Origin of the sequence: Haliscomenobacter sp., from assembly GCF_033763495.1 — a bacterium.
Classification (GTDB): domain Bacteria; phylum Bacteroidota; class Bacteroidia; order Chitinophagales; family Saprospiraceae; genus Haliscomenobacter.
On record NZ_JANRKL010000177.1, the window covers coordinates 1 to 15,879 of the forward strand.

At 48.9% G+C, this 15,879-nt stretch carries 9 protein-coding genes and 1 riboswitch; of the genes, 4 read left to right on the forward strand and 5 right to left on the reverse strand.

Annotation, left to right across the window (positions count from 1 at the left end):
* Window positions 1–192 precede the first annotated feature (192 nt).
* The 4 genes from SFV55_RS18855 to SFV55_RS18870 all read right to left on the reverse strand — a co-directional run bounded on the left by SFV55_RS18855 (window position 193) and on the right by SFV55_RS18870 (window position 6,762).
* The gene (locus SFV55_RS18855) at window positions 193–2,175 is read right to left on the reverse strand and encodes a TonB-dependent receptor plug domain-containing protein (RefSeq protein ID WP_320031092.1); all 1,983 of its coding nucleotides are present in this window, start codon (window positions 2,173–2,175) and stop codon (window positions 193–195) included.
* Window positions 2,176–2,288: 113 nt separating this feature from the next.
* A riboswitch (cobalamin riboswitch) is annotated at window positions 2,289–2,516 on the reverse strand.
* 132 nt (window positions 2,517–2,648) lie between these two features.
* A complete protein-coding gene (gene modA / locus SFV55_RS18860) occupies window positions 2,649–3,416 on the reverse strand; it encodes a molybdate ABC transporter substrate-binding protein (RefSeq protein WP_320031093.1) in 768 nt (255 codons plus the stop codon).
* 24 nt (window positions 3,417–3,440) lie between these two features.
* The gene (locus tag SFV55_RS18865) at window positions 3,441–6,191 is read right to left on the reverse strand and encodes a TonB-dependent receptor (RefSeq protein WP_320031094.1); all 2,751 of its coding nucleotides are present in this window, start codon (window positions 6,189–6,191) and stop codon (window positions 3,441–3,443) included.
* 199 nt (window positions 6,192–6,390) lie between these two features.
* A complete protein-coding gene (locus SFV55_RS18870) occupies window positions 6,391–6,762 on the reverse strand; it encodes a winged helix-turn-helix domain-containing protein (RefSeq protein ID WP_320031095.1) in 372 nt (123 codons plus the stop codon).
* A gap of 191 nt (window positions 6,763–6,953) precedes the next feature.
* Between SFV55_RS18870 and SFV55_RS18875 the strand changes: the two genes are divergently transcribed.
* Window positions 6,954–7,658, forward strand: a complete 705-nt coding sequence (locus SFV55_RS18875; protein WP_320031096.1) for a phosphoadenosine phosphosulfate reductase family protein — start codon at window positions 6,954–6,956, stop codon at window positions 7,656–7,658.
* 92 nt (window positions 7,659–7,750) lie between these two features.
* Here SFV55_RS18875 and SFV55_RS18880 read toward each other — a convergent pair whose 3' ends face one another.
* Window positions 7,751–8,767, reverse strand: coding sequence for a hypothetical protein (locus SFV55_RS18880; protein WP_320031097.1), 1,017 nt, complete (start codon window positions 8,765–8,767; stop codon window positions 7,751–7,753).
* 439 nt (window positions 8,768–9,206) lie between these two features.
* Between SFV55_RS18880 and SFV55_RS18885 the strand changes: the two genes are divergently transcribed.
* The 3 genes from SFV55_RS18885 (at window position 9,207) to SFV55_RS18895 (ending at window position 15,859) form a co-directional block, all read left to right on the forward strand.
* Window positions 9,207–12,242: a TonB-dependent receptor gene (locus SFV55_RS18885; RefSeq protein WP_320031098.1), complete on the forward strand. Its 3,036-nt coding sequence runs from the start codon at window positions 9,207–9,209 to the stop codon at window positions 12,240–12,242.
* A 239-nt stretch (window positions 12,243–12,481) separates the two neighbouring features.
* Entirely contained in the window at window positions 12,482–13,909 is a 1,428-nt protein-coding gene (locus tag SFV55_RS18890; protein ID WP_320031099.1) for a RagB/SusD family nutrient uptake outer membrane protein, read from the forward strand.
* A gap of 243 nt (window positions 13,910–14,152) precedes the next feature.
* Window positions 14,153–15,859, forward strand: a complete 1,707-nt coding sequence (locus SFV55_RS18895; protein ID WP_320031100.1) for an arylsulfatase — start codon at window positions 14,153–14,155, stop codon at window positions 15,857–15,859.
* Window positions 15,860–15,879: the final 20 nt, after the last annotated feature.

Genomic DNA, 15,879 nt, shown 5'->3' on the forward strand with positions numbered 1-15,879 from the left:
TTGTCCTTCCCACCTACCCCATTCACCCCCTCGACCCGACCCCCGCGCCCCCCCCCCCACCCCCAACCCCCCCCCCCCCCCCCCCCGCCCCCCCCCCCCAAATACAACCCCCGCTACTCATGTACTCTGTACTCGTCACTCAAAAAAAATCATCAATTGCTTGATAATCAACTTACCTCAAGTCGATTTACCCTAAAACTTACCCTGCAAACCCAGCATAAAATTAAACCTCCGGGAATTGTACCCGTAAAGGTCAAGCGCCATTTGATTGCTCAGATTCCGCAAATCCAAAAAGACTTTCAGGTTCGGTTTGATGCGGAATTCCTGGTACAAATCCAGAGTCAGGTAGGGCTCCAAGGCTACCTCTTCGGATTCGAACGTACTGCTGTTGAAATAATTATCAATGCGTTTGCTTACACTGCGTACCGAAAGGTTGGCTTCCCATTTTTTGCTCAAACTGTAGCCCACATTCAGGTTTATTGCGTGTTTGGGGCGGCGAAGCAGGTTAAAGTAGGTAGTGTCCAGACCAGAATTTAGTTTTGTGGTTACCTCTCCATCCAGATAGGTGTAGTTGAAGCCCAGTTTGAGTTTGCTCCATTGCACTTGTCCTTCCAATTCCAGGCCCGCATCGTCCTGCTCGTTAAAGTTGAGGTATTGACCAAAGGGAGGTGCTGAGGTAGAGCGGAAAACAATCACATCTTGCAAAGAACGTTGGAAATAAACAGCCCGGAATTGGGTGGATTGGTCCTTGCTAAACCATTGTGTTCCTGCTTCAAAGTTGATGCCCGTTTCCGGTTTTAGCTCCTGGTTGCCATAAACCGAGAACAGTTGATACTGCGTAGGCGCTTTAAAACTGCTCGACAGGTTGATGAAGGCTTTCAATTGTTGCTTGATCAGGATGTAGGGATTCACATTGTAGGTTGTGAAGGTTCCAAATTCGGAATGCTGGTTAAACCTCCCCCCTACTTCAAAACCAAAAATGCCCAGTTTAGATACATTTAACGAGGCGTAGGTGCTAAAAAGGTTGGATTGGGTAAAATCGGCCTTTAATTCGTCCACATATTCTCCAAAATCGCTGATCGAGCGGTACAACTGACTCATGTTTTGGCTGCGGTTTTCGATGCCCAGCAGGAATTCCATTTTTTGCCCAAACTTAACGTTGCCATAGGCTTCCAAAAAATTGGATTTGCCTTGATAGTCAGTACGGGAAAATTTGTCGAAGGCAGTAGTGGGCACAAAAGTGGAATCGTCTTCAAAAATCCGCTCCGTGGAGTTGTATACATAGTTTGCGGTCAGGCGGAGGTTTTGTTTGTCAAAAACCAGCCCTGCTCCTCCCAGGAGGTTGTTGCTTGCGGTGATGTAATCCCGATCATCCACAAAAGCACCCGCGTCGATGTCGGCTGTGTAGGTATTGTAGTTGAATAGGCCTTTGAGTAAAAGGCCCGGTACAAGCTGTTGTTTGAGTTGAGCGCTGAGGTTGTTTTCCACAAAGGCATCCTTGTCAAAATCACCCAGCCCTTTTTCATCAAACGCGGAAGAAAAACCCTGGCTGTTCAAGTGGCTGTATTGAGCGCTGTAGCTGGTTTTTTCACTTTGCCCACCCAGACTTAGATTCCCCTTCCAGGTCCCATAACTGCCTGCTCCGAGCACAGCTTGCAGCTCCAGTGGCTTTTGAAAGCTTTTTTTGCTAATGATGTTGATTACCCCAGCAAGAGCATCCGATCCATACAAGGTGGATTGGCCACCCTTCAGGATTTCGATGCGTTCGATTTGATTGATGGGAATGAGGTTCAGGTCAAAATTGTTGTTCAGATTGGATGGATCGTTGAGGGGTATCCCATCCAGCATAAGTAGGGTATAACCGATTCCAGCCCCTCGAATGTATACATTTTGGTTGGTGCCCAGGTTGTTTTGAGCGCCGTTGATGATGATGCCCACCTGGCGATTGAGCAATTCTGCCAGGGTTTGGCCAGAGGAGCGCTCCAAAACTTCCGTGCTGATCACGCTGAGTACTTTACCGGTTTGGCTTTGTTTGCGCTCGTGTTTGGTGGCGGTGATGACCACCTGATCGAGTTGTTTGGTGGAATCTGCTGTTGTGTTGTTTTGGGAAAACAGAAATACCGGACCTGCACACAGACCTAGTGCCAGTACCAGCGTGTTGAATGCTTTAAACATGGTTAAAAATTGTGGCATACCCTAAAGGTGTTCCGCGATGGAAGCATGCTTAGAAATAGCCGTAAGCAATAAGATGACAAGCACTCGGCCCAAACCCGTCCTTCCGCGGGCGTCGACTAAGGATTATCAGCGGCAGGTCTCCTGGCTCGTTTCATTGCGGCCAGCCTTCCCGGAGTTGAGATTTGCTCCAGTGGCCAGAAAAGGGCAGCAACTAAAAAGGCTGTGCGCACAGCCTAATCGAAACTTACAGTTGCGGGGACAGCTCCGGTCTTGCACCGGATTCCCTATTAAGCCATGCACCACCCGCCGGGTGGTATGGCACCGTAGATCGGGGGCGAAGGTAGGGAATGGGGGGAAATTTGGCAAATAAAAATCAAATGGTTTGCTCTCCAACATCAATTAACAACGTATTCAAAATTTTCTTTGAGTAGTAAAAGCAACGCAACGCTGATGTAGTACCAGCGGAAAACCAATCACTGATACCCATATCCCTTCCAAATCTTTTTGGCCTCAGCCGAAAACAAAAAATCAAAAAACCTGCGGCTCGCCTCCGGATGCCGCTTCTGCCCATAACTGGTAATCACCGCCGCCTGCCGAATCGGCTCATGGTGCTTTGGATCAATATCTACCCATTTGCCCTTGCCGCGCATCTCTTCGGTCATGACCATTGATTTGGCGGTTAGGCCCACTTCACAAGCGCCGGCCAGGATGTATTGGGTGGTTTGGGCAATGCTTTCGCCGTACACCAGTCTGCTTTCTACTTTTGTGTACAGCCCCTTTTTTTTGAGCCATTCAACCGCCGCTCGCCCATAGGGGGCCGTTCTGGCATTGGCGACTGCAATTTTTTTCACCCGAGCATCCAACAGTATTTTACCATCGGGCTTGAGTACCAGCCCGGGCTGGGTGCTCCACAGTACCAAAGTGCCTTGGGCATACACCTTAGGTGCATTGGCTGTCATCCCGGCTTTTTGCAGGTTTTGGGGGTATTCTTCATCAGCGGATACAAACACATCAAAAGGGGCACCCTGGGTAATTTGGGTGCTCAATTTACCGGAGGAACTGTAGTTGATCTCCACCTTGAGTTTGGTTTTGGCTTCAAATGCTTTTTCAATGTCTTCGAGGGCGAAACGGACGTTGGCGGCGGCGGCTACGGCGAGGTCTTGGGCTTGGAGGTGCCGAGGCAAAAATTGGATCATAAGGATCATCACCCAAAGCCAGACTTGTGTTTTTATTTTTTTCATAAAACTCAAACAGTTTCTAAATGATCACAAACCATACCTCAAACTGAGGTAATAATGCCCGCCAATACTCGGCCCAGCAATAAATGGGATGTAATACCGATTCAGCAAATTGGAGCCCCCCACTTTTATGCTCATTTTCCAGTCCGGCACATTGAACGTCAAGTGCCCATCCAGGGTCTGGTACGCAGGCACATTGCCGTTGGCGATAAAGGATTGCCACAAAAAAAAGGATTGCCAACGCCAGCTCAGGTTGAATCCCAATTGTTTAAAAACAGCCGGATTGCTCACTGAAGCATTCAGCATCCATTCCGGTGTATTGAAGGATTCTTCCAAACCGTCTTGTTCCTCCTTGCGGTTGAGCTTGGCATAACTTACATTGGCATTGAGGTTGAAGGACTTGAAGAAATTGAGGTATTTGATCCCCAAAGAGCCGCCGTAGTTGAACACTTTGGCCGTAGAATTGGTCCAAACCCGATAGCGCTCATTTTGAGTGCGATTAAATAGATAGTATCCAATCGAATCGACATTTTTGCCCAAGGGCAAATTGACTTCCACTTGTGCCATGAAATTCTGATACGCATTGAAATAAAAATCGGCGTCAATAAGCAAATTCCCTTCTGCAAAAATGCCTTTGTAGCCAATTTCGTACGAAGACACGTATTCGGGTTTGAGGTAAGTGTAGGGGTTGCGTTTGAGCAAACCCTGGTTTTTGAGGATCGCTTCATTTTGTTTTAGTCCATTGCGGTTTACATCATTGTTGACTGCCGCCACAAAGGCATCCGCTGAAGAACGCAAATAGGAGTTTTCAAATACCCCCAAACCTTTGGACATGATGGGCAAACCGCCCACCCGTTTTACGCCCCCACTGTTGATGTTGGAAAAACCTTCAAAGAGCGAGGGAAACCGATAGCCTTCCTGCCAGGATACCCGCAGGGAGTTGTTTTGGCTCAGGTTGTACAACAGGGCCAGTCGCGGATTGAGTACAGGTTTGAAATATTGGTTTTTATCGAGGCGCAGGGTTGCTGATATTTTCAGTTTATTGGCAAAAAAACGATCCGCCACTTGTACGAAGCCGCCCATTTTCCCATACAATAAGTTCCCTTCACCGCCGCCCGGTTTTACGAAGTAGTTGCCATCGGGAATGACTTCATACTGGCGCATTTCCGCACCGAGCAACAAGTCGAAAGATTTGACCAAGGGGCTAAAATTGTATTGTGCCTCGGCGTGATACAATCGGGACACTACGCGTAATGCCGCTCCAATGTCCCAATTGTTGATGTCGGCGAGCTGATTCAATTTTGTAGCAAAGGCTGGGGTGCCCGGCACCAGTCTACCTGAGTCCGCATAAGCCCGGGCGACATTGTGTGCCCTCAATACGTCATTGTCTTGCGCCAGCGCTTGTGGGAAACGGGTACGGTACGCTGCAAACCATTGATCGTCGGTTTTCGACTGCCGATCCATGTTTTCACCCATTGAGCGCAAATTGTAGGACTTACCCGTATTTTCTAAAGTGACATAAGCAGTCGTAGTCAGTTGGCCGCTGCGGTAGCGAATTTGGTGCTGTTGCAAGAGGTAGTCCCGCAGGTTAAAGCGATTAGACCTTTGGTATACATTGTTGATTTCGGCAATGCGATAGGTATAGCTCAACTCACTACCTTCCCGTGGGCGAAATCCCAGCGTGAAATCACCTTTGAGGTTTTGCACAAAGTAGTCCGTTACTTCCCGTTCGTAATACCCCGTACGAGCCACCTGATAATTTTTTCCCGCCAGGGTCAGCGTTCGCCGATTGGAGCGTTCATTGCCGTACCCATTTACAGGATCAAAGGCAGGGCTAGTCGGGCCACCTGGCAGGTTGACGGAGGCATTTACCCCTGTGGCCAAATCAGTCTGATCATCGGCAATCCAGTCCTGCCCCTTCATACAGCCAAAATTGACCTTGTACGCCCAGCGTTTTTGGATGCGTTGAGCCCAGCGCAAGTTGGTTTCGGTATTCAACTGCGCTGAAGAAAGTGGGTTGTTCAGGTGGGTAAGTCCGGTTCTTTGGTAAAGACTCAGGCCCGTATGTTCAAAGGGGCTTTTGGTGCTCAGTTGCAACATGCCGTTCAAGGCATTCATGCCATAGAGTGCAGAAGATACCCCCGGGATCAATTCAACCCGATTGATGTCCAACTCGGTCGGGCCAAGGGCATTGGCAATGGGCGAACCGATGTGCGGTGCCTGATTGTCGGCCCCATCCACCAACTGAATGAAACGAACGTTGGTGGTGTTCATAAAGCCCCGGGTATTGGGCACCTTGAAGCCCAAACTTGCCGTGGCCATTTGTAAACCCTTCACGTTTTCGAGGGCATCATAAAAACTGGAAGCAGCTACATTTTGTAGCGATTGCCGATCCAAAAACTCCAGCGAAACCGGCACGTTGATGATCCGCTCCCGAATCCTCGAGCCTGCGACCGTAATGGTATTCAAAAAAGTAACATCTTCTTCCAGACGAACACTGATGGGTTTATTGGGCTGGGTGACCTGAATGGTTTGGCTACGAAAACCTACCATCGATATTTCCAGCGCCCAGCTTGTGCTATTCTGCACGACGGGCAATTCAAAATACCCACTGGAGTCGGTAGCCGTGCCGTTGATGCTTCCTATTTCCAGTACGGATGCCCCAACCAGCGCTTGCCTGCTTTGAGCTTCCTGTACCTGGCCCCTTAAGACAACTTGTGCCCGAAGGGGAATACCCAAGAGGCAAAACAATAGCAGAAGGGGGGAAATGTGCTTCATGTACCATCTTTTTTTGGAAAAGAACCGCAGGCTCCTTTCCAATTGTGAAAAGAAGCCCCGGTTGCCGTATATAACCTAATATCAATAGACAAATTTGAGTCCGGCTTACAGCCACAGCTAAAATAGCGTTATATTTTTAAAGAAATAACGAAAAACAAAAAAAGTTCAATCCGATGCTATTTTCTCAGTTGATCCAGGGTTATTCCTCGCGCAATAGGTTTTGGGTTTCTTGCTGTAAAAAAGCTTCAAAGCGTTGGTGGAGCTCGCGGTAAGTTTGAATGAGGGCTTGAGCAGTCTCACTGAGCTGGGCACCCCCACCCTGCTCACCGCCCGTTTGGGTCACTATCAAGGGCGTCTCAGCCTGCCGATTGAGCGATTGTACCATCAGCCAGGCTTTTTTATAAGACATGCCCATTTCTTTGGCCGCTTTGTTGATCGAGCCAGTGGCGGCAATGCGTTCCATGAGTTCAATCCGCCCCGGGCCAAGGAAAGGCTCGTCCGGGCCAACAATGCGCAGCATGCCACTGACGCGGTAAGAGGAGCTGTTTTTGAGATGGGTTTTAATGTTCAAGGTTAGATGGCTTTTTATTCGAATGAAAAATACCATTAAAGTCCATACATCACTGCTATATCTCCTCAATTAGTGCGAAAAATAATAGTTGCGATTTATTTTTCAAAAATCCTATCGAAAAACTAGACTTTTAAAATTATTCCCCTATCTTTGTAGCGTTCAACTAACAAATCATCAAAAACTACAAGGAGATGAACACGCTGACCCAAGCTTTAGTCGCACAAATCGCCAACCAACTGGACGCCCAGGGCGAAGCTAACCCCCTGGAAAACCTCCGCCTCATTGCCGAGCAATTCGCAGGCAAGGTGGTTTTTTTGACCAATTTCACCCTCGAAGACCAACTCATCACCCACTGGATTGCCACTCACAACTTGCCCATTAAGGTCGTGGTCAGCAACCCCAACTACCCCTTCAAAGAAACTTACAGTACCTGGGCAAAAACCCAGGAACGTTATCAGCTACCGATTACGGTGTACGCTGCCGATGGTAGTGTATTGGAAAATCAAACCCAAGATCCTGCAACAGCTGCTGCATCCGCTGAAGAAAACATCCTGCCCATCCTGCAAGGTGAGATGCTGCTGATCACGGGCACTCGCGCAGGCCAAAGCTGGCAAGGTCGTCAGCTTACTGCCGACTTCTCCTGGAACAAATCCCTAAAAATCTTCGAATTCCATCCCCTCTTCCACCGTTCCTTTCACAAGGTATTTATGGAAGTACTGCGCGAAGGAGTTCCTTTCAATCCACTGCACAACCAGGGTTACCTGCGGGTAGGCCACGCTCAGGATATCGAAGCGGCACACAGTTCTGAATACTGGGATGGTCATTGGTGGTGGGATCATGCACAACGGGTTTTCATTCATCCTTATACGCCTGGAGTGCGTAAGCAAGCGGTGTAAACTGCTTTTTTTCCTTGTAGAAAAACAAATAGCTAGTAATTAAAAACGGCTTGAGGGGAATTCCTTCAAGCCGTTTTTCTTTTACCTACTTTTCACTTCCCCTTTTTTCCCAAACCCAACTCACTCACATCCATCAGAAAAAGCGACAACGATCGGTCCCCAGGCTTATTCCCCCTACTCGACGAAAAGGCCAGCGTCTTCCCATCCGGTGATATGCTGGGAAACCCATCAAAAGAAGGACTACTGGTAATTTGTTGCTCCTGCATGGTTTGAAGATTCAGGAGGAAAATGTCATAATTGTGCGGCGGCAGCACCTTCACATAAAAGATATGAATGCCGTCGGGTGCCGGACTCGGTGCCCAATGCGTACCTTCCTCAAAAGTAATTTGTTTAAAATCGCTGCCATCTTCCTGAAGGGTGAAGAGATGCATGGAACGACTCCGGTTGTCTTCTTCTGATTTTTTCCAGGCCCGGGTGATGATGGTTTTGTTGTCGGGCAAATACAGTGCCCCACCCTCTTGCCAATCGGGGGTGAACGTGATCTGTTGTTGATTGCTGCCATCCGGGTTCATCGTCCACAAATCCATTTTGCCATCGATTTGGCGACCAAACAGGATTTTGTGCCCATCGGGTGCATAAGTCACCTCCGCATCATAAACCTGGTTGTTGGTCAAACGTTTCACTTTTTTACCCTCCAAATCCGAGGTGTACAATTCTGCGCCTTGAGGATAATCTTTGACCTCGGAGTAATTGCCCGGGTGCATGTCCAGATGATCCCGGGTAGAAGTCCAGATGATTCTTTTCCCCTTGGGGTGAAAGTAGGAACAGGCGTCAGCCCCTTTGTCGTTGATTCGTTTGCGATTTGTGCCATCCACATTTATAGTGTACACCATAAACGTAGAATCTCCGACCTCCTTGCCGTTGTAAATCAGTGTTTTCCCATTGGGCGAAAAATAACACTCTGCCCCGTTGCTCACATTGGGAATTTTCCAGGACTTGAATTTTTCTGCTGCGGGAGCTGCACTAGCTGGCTGAGCTTGAATTTGGACTGGCTGGGTAGTCACAACTACCAACAATAAGCAGAGTAGCCATAGCTGTTTCGTTTTCATAAAGCTTGATTTGAAGATAACTAATCTGATAGCAGGTTACTGTTCAGAAAAATAGGCATTAAAACCCATGTGGCAAAAATTTAAGGCAAAATAAAACTCTATTTTTTTGATCGAATTTATAAGAAATTAATTATCTTTGCGACAAATCAACCAAAATGCCGTACCAATTAGCATTTCTCAGCCCTACCCACAGTGGTCTTGCACCTTGTTGTTGTTGATCAGCGACAGGGAATTACGAGCTAAATAAAACCAATCAAATCCTTTTATTCAACTGAACCTTTGGGAGAATAACTACTCTCGATTGGGCTTAAAATAAAATCAGCCTTGCGGTAACAAGGCTGAAGTTTTTCATCAGAACCATCGGTCATTTGGACGAGCAAAGATTGGACGTCGAGCCATCCTCCTGACCACATTTTCTAACGATAACTACGCAAAAGTAATGAAAAAACAATTACTTGCATGGCTGGGCTTTGTGCTTTTCACTTCTGCACTCAGTGCCCAAAGTAACCCGGCCATCATCAATTCAACCCTCCACGGAGTGGTGCTTGATGAAAAGACCAAAGAACCCGTCATTGGGGCAACGGTACAAATCAAAGGGACTACCCACGGAGTAGTAACCGATGTAGAGGGAAAATTTTACTTCCAAACTGGCCAAATCCTCCCTTACACCCTGATTGTCAGCAACCTGAGCTACAAAACCAAAGAGGTCATCGCCGAAACCAACAACATTAGCATCACCATTGCCGAAGACGCCAAACAATTAAACGAGTTTGTGGTGGTCGGTTATGGCACCCAGAAGAAGTCTGACTTGACTGGCTCTGTGGCTTCGGTGTCCAAATCAATCATTGAACAAACACCCGTCAGTTCTTTCGACCGCTTGTTGCAAGGCTCCGTTTCGGGAGTACAAGTTATACAAGCTTCGGGGCAGCCTGGCGCAGCGGTGAGTATTCGGATCCGTGGCGGCAACTCGATCACTGGGGGCAATGAACCCTTGTACGTCATTGATGGTTTCCCGGTCTACAATGACAACAACGACGTCAACGCTGGCGTAACCAGTGGCCCCAGCATCAATGCCCTGGCCAGCCTCAATCCTTCCGATATTGAGTCCATCGACGTGTTGAAAGACGCTTCGGCCACCGCCATTTATGGTTCACGTGGGGCCAATGGGGTAGTCATCATCACTACTAAAAAAGGCAAAAAGGGGCAAAACAACGTGTCGTACGAAACGTATTACGGCCAGCAGGAACTCATCAAACGGATCGATGTGTTGACCAGTTCGCGGGATTGGGCGCTGCTCAAAAACGATGCTTTGATTGCGGCTGGCAAACCTGCCTTTTACACGCAGGCCCAAATTGCTGCCCTGGAAGGTGGCACCGACTGGCAAGCAGCGGCCTTCAAAAAAGCGCCCATTCAAAACCATCAATTGACGTTTTCGGGTGGTGACGACAAAACGCGCTATGCCATATCCGCCAACTATTTCAAGCAGGATGGCATTTTGCGGGGTTCGGACTTTGACCGCTATTCCTTGCGGCTGAATTTGGATCGCAGCATTTCCGAAAAGTTCAAAGTGGGTACCAACCTGACGGCTAGCCGTACTTCGGCGAATGAGGCCAATTCCTCGGTAGTTAGCACCCTGCTGCTGCTGCCCCCAACGGTTTCAATTTATGATGCCAACGGAAATTATACCCTACAAAGCCCTTTTGAAGTAGCCCTGGGTAACCCCATAGCAACCCTGAACAAAGAAATCAACCAAACTACGACCTTCCGCCTCTTGGGGAGTTTCTCCGCTGAATACACCATTTTGGAAAACCTGGTCGCCAAAGTTCTGGTCGGTGGCGACATCATCAACAACAAACAAAATCGCTACATTCCTTCCAGCTTATTTGAAGGATATACTACTAGTGGTTCGGCCTCAGTGGGGTCAAAATTCGTGAGCACCTGGCTGAACGAGAATACCTTGTCGTACACCAAAGCGATAGAGGAGCACAGCTTTAACGTCTTGGCGGGGTACACCCAACAGAGCTACCAAAACGAAAGTGTGATCGCCAACGCCCGCGGCTTTGTGTCCGATTTGTTGACCTACAACAACATCTCCAGTGGTTCACTCAATGTATTGCCTGGCTCTTCAGCTTCAGCCTGGACCTTGCAATCTTTCCTGGGGCGCATCAACTACAATTTTGACCGCAAGTACTACCTGACCCTTACTTCTCGTGCGGATGGCTCTTCTCGTTTTGGCAAAAACAACAAATGGGGTTATTTCCCCTCGGCAGCTTTGGCCTGGAACCTGAGCAATGAGTCCTTTTTGGAAAAATGGACTTTTGTCAACAACCTCAAACTGCGCCTTTCCGCTGGCATAACGGGCAATCAGGAAATTGGGCAATTCCAATCCCTGGCGACCCTGTCCAACAATGCCTATCTTTTTGGTGAACAATTGGCAGTAGGCTTTGCCCCAACCCGCATCGCCAATCCCAACTTGAGCTGGGAAAAAACCACCCAAATCGACTTTGGTTTTGACCTCGGTTTGTTCAACGACCGCATCAGTTTGACTTTTGATGCATACCGCAAGGAGACCAGTGCCCTATTGTTGACTGTCCCCGTGCCCTATACCACTGGCTACACGACTTCCCTGCAAAATTACGGCACGGTAGAAAACCAGGGATTTGAACTGGCGCTGAATACCCAAAACACTCGGGGTAAATTTCAATGGACCAGCAACATCCTTTTTTCCATCAACCGCAATAAAATCCTGAGCCTGGGCGATGGGGTCCAATACCTGATTTCCGATCCCAATATTGCCCAGGTTGGTCAGCCCTTAGGCGCATTTTTTGGCTTCCAATCCGCGGGCTTGTTACAGTCCGGCCAGGATGTTGAGAAAATACCGGTGATTGACCCTGCAACGACCAAACCTGGTGACCGCCTCTACACCGACATCAATGGCGATGGCAAAATCACCCAGGCCGACGACCGTACCATCATTGGATACGCCCAGCCCAAGTTTTTGGCTGGCCTGACCAACAACTTCGAATACAAGGGTTTTGACCTCTCCATTTTCTTCTATGCCTCTTACGGCAACCAAATTTTTAACCAAAACCGCCAACAACTAGAGTTGCTCTCCGGGCAACAAAACGCAGCTAGCTCAGCCCTGGATCGTTGGACGCCAACGAATCCTTCCAACACCGTACAAAGGGCCAAAGAAGACCCTGCGCCCGTGACGACCAGCCGGTATGTGGAAGATGCGTCTTACCTGCGCCTGCGTACCTTGACTTTTGGCTACACTTTCCCCAAAGGCAAGTTGAAGGCAATTAAAAATCTGCGCCTCTACGTGCTGGCCAATAACCCATTGACCATCAGCAAGTACACTGGTTATGATCCCGATGTGAGCCGTAACGAGCAGTCGACCCTCCAACAAGGGATTGATTATGGGTCGTATCCGATTGCCAAGTCGTACCAGTTTGGTTTGAACATTGGGTTTTAAACACCCTCCTCACACTCTTGCTCGGAGGACATCAATTGCCCCAGGCTTCAGCCTGGGGGCTTAGGAACTCCACAGATTTGGGCTTTAGCCCCAGCTTGAAAATTATGGCTTGGGCTAAAGCCCGATCAAATGGGAAAATCCAATCCACGCGCTAAAGCACGTGGCAATTGATGTCCTCCGAGCAAAATGTCCAATGGTGTGTACCCTCTTTCATTTTTTCAGTAAAAAACATCCACACAATGAACAAGTTATTGCGTTTCACTTTCGCATCCATCATACTCCTGGGTTTACAAACCTGCACCAGCCTGGAAGAAAATCCCGAGGCATTTTTGACCAGTGACCAGTTTTACCAAACCCAATCGGATGCCATTGCTGCCGTCAATGCGGTATACCAGCCGCTCAATGGCAGTGGTCAAACCATATACAACAGTCTATTCCAAATTGGCATGGACATCGCTTCCGACGAAGCATTACCCGGCCCTCGCGCCCGCAACGCCAACGTACGTGCTTTTGCGGTGCTCTCACACGCTACAACCAACGACCGAGTTGACGAAATTTGGCGGCAGCACTACGCGGCGATCAACCGCGCCAACATTGCCATTGAGAAGGTTCCTGGCATCGACTTTGATGCTACGCTGAGGACAAGATTGGTGAATGAAGCTAAATTTTTGCGTGCTCTGTATTATTTCAACCTGGTGCGCCTCTACGGGGGCGTGCCCCTCATCTTGCAAGAGCCAACTGATTTGAGTAAAGACAAAGTTCAGGTTGTTCGTGCCACTGCTGATGAGGTGTACCGCCAAATCATCGCCGATTTGAAAGACGCCGAGGCCTTGCCCGCCAGTTATGCCAAAAGTGACCTGGGACGTGTCACCGCTGGAGCTGCCAAGTCACTGCTGCTGCGTGTTTACCTGACCCGCAAGGATTGGGACAACGCCATTAGCAAAGCCGCTGAAGTCATCAATGGGCCTTATGGTTATGACCTTTTTGCCAATTTTGCCGACGTGTTCAACAAGGCCAATAACAATGGCAAGGAGCATATTTTTTCAGCTCAATTCAAAAGCAATACCAACGGGCGGGGCAACTCCCTTGGTAGTCGGGGCACACCCACCGGGATTCCTGGCATCGATGGTGGGGATGCGGACATTCCAACCACCCAATTGTACCCACTTTACACGGCTGAAGACAAACGTCGCGATGTGACTTTTTTCACTTCCCAGGTGGGTTCAAACGGCAAGACTTACACTTTCACCCCCCACTTCCGCAAGTATTACGATCCATCGGTGAATCCCAATACAGGTGATTCGGGCATCAATTTCCCGATCATTCGTTTTGCGGATGTGCTGCTGGAATACGCTGAAGCACTCAATGAAAAATCGGGGCCTACTGCCGATGCATATACTGCATTGAACCGAGTGCGCACCCGGGCAGGTTTGCAACCCTTGAGCAACTTATCGCAAAGCGAATTCAGGGAAGCAGTCTATCATGAGCGCCGCCTGGAATTTGTGTACGAGCACCAACGCTGGTTCGATCTGGTGCGTACTGGGCGGCTTGTCCAGAACTTGAAGGCCGTGGGCAAAACCAATGTCCAGGAGAAGCATTACCTCTATCCGATTCCACAACGGGAGATTGATTTGAATCCAAAATTGGAGCAGAATCCGGGTTGGTAGACACCTCGCATAGCCCGGGGTCGATCAGTTCTAATTTTAGGTGCTGGCGCTGGTACAAGTCTCCAGACTTGTACCAGTATTAACACGTCTCTGACGTGTGTTTACCCAATTTTTTCGCGTTGCTCGTGCGTCAGAGACGCGAAAATGTTGGTACAAGTCTGGAGACTTGTACCAGCTAAAACAGAACCAATTTAGTGCATTTGTCCTGAGCAGCCTCCTCTTTCATCTTTAAAAATCATAGACATGAGACCTATACTTTTTGTCTTTGCCTTATCTCTGGCATTGAGTGCCTCGGCACAAAAAAAGGGCAAGACAATACCCGCCCCTACCCCCAGTAAACCCAACATCATCCTCATCATGGTCGACGACCTGGGGTACTCCGATTTTGGCGCTTACGGCTCCGAAATCCAAACCCCCAACATCGACAAATTAGCCTACGGTGGGTTGCGCCTCAAGGAGTTTTACAACAACTCCATCTGTGCGCCTACCCGGGCTTCGCTCATCACTGGGCAGTATCCCCACAAGGCCGGATTGGGTTATTTCAACGTCAATTTGGGGTTACCTGCTTACCAGGGTTGGTTGAACCCCGAGTCGCTCACCTTTGGTGAAGTGCTGCAACAAGGCGGCTACAACACCTACCTGACGGGCAAATGGCACGTGGGGAATGACAGCCTATATTGGCCCAATCAACGGGGATTCAATAAATTTTACGGTTTCATCGGCGGGGCCAGCAATTATTACGACATCAGTCCTTATCCAGAAAAGGCCCCACCAGTGGAATTGGTCGAAAACAACCAGCGCATCAATCTCGCTCCCGGTAAGTACTTAACCGACGAGATCACCAATCACGCCCTTTCGTACATCAACGAATCCAAAGACAAACCTTTTTTCCTTTACCTGGCCTTCAATGCACCGCACTGGCCGCTACAGGCTCCCGCGGAAGACATTGCGAAGTACAAGGGGAAATATAAAATCGGTTGGGATTCACTACGCGCACAACGCTACCGCCGTCAATTGGCCTTGGGCATTGCCGATCCCCGGCAAAAAGTGGCCGAGCGCGACCCGGAAGTAGTGGCCTGGGAGAGCCTGACTTATGACGAAAAGGAGTTGTGGCAACGCAAAATGGAAGTGTATGCCGCCATGGTCGACCACGTGGATCAAAGTGTAGGTCGGGTACTAGAAGAGTTGAAAAAACTCAAAAAAGACGACAATACCCTGATCGTTTTGATCTCTGACAATGGCGCGCAAGGTGGACTAAACCCACTGGGTCGCCGCCGCCAGCGCAGCTCAGGGCCAATTGGTTCGGCAGGCTCATACGACTACCAGGAGCAAAACTGGGCTTATGTGTCCAATACCCCTTTCCGCAATTACAAAGCTACTTCACATGAGGGCGGCATCAGTTCACCCTTCATCGCGTGGTTTCCTAAAAAGATCAAAGCCGGAACGATTGCCAAAGGAACCGGGCATTTGATTGATTTGGCGCCTACTTTTTATGACCTTGCTGGCGTAAACTATCCAAACACTTATCGTGGCGTGCAGACCAATGCTTTACCCGGGGTGAGTTTGAAAAATCTCTTGTTTGAAGGCAGCGACATTGTGCGCTCCGAGCCAATTTTTTGGGAGCGAGCAGGCAATCGTGCGGTGCGTAAAGGCAAATGGAAGCTTGTCTCGTTGTACAATCAAACGGCTGCTCGCAATGGTGAATGGCAACTTTATGACATTGAAACAGACCGTGGAGAGACTACTGATTTGGCGAAAACTAACCCTGAAGTAGTAAGGGCGCTGATAGCTGATTACGAAGCCTGGGCCAAGCGCAACGATGTGGAGGAATACACTAAAATCCGCCCTCTCAATCCAGCTGGGCCAGCTCCAAATCCCAGTCCAAATACCAATAACAACCCAGGGACCCGAGCTGAAGTTACCACCCCTCGCCCGCGCCCCAACAATTAAATTATTGCCTTCAAAATTTT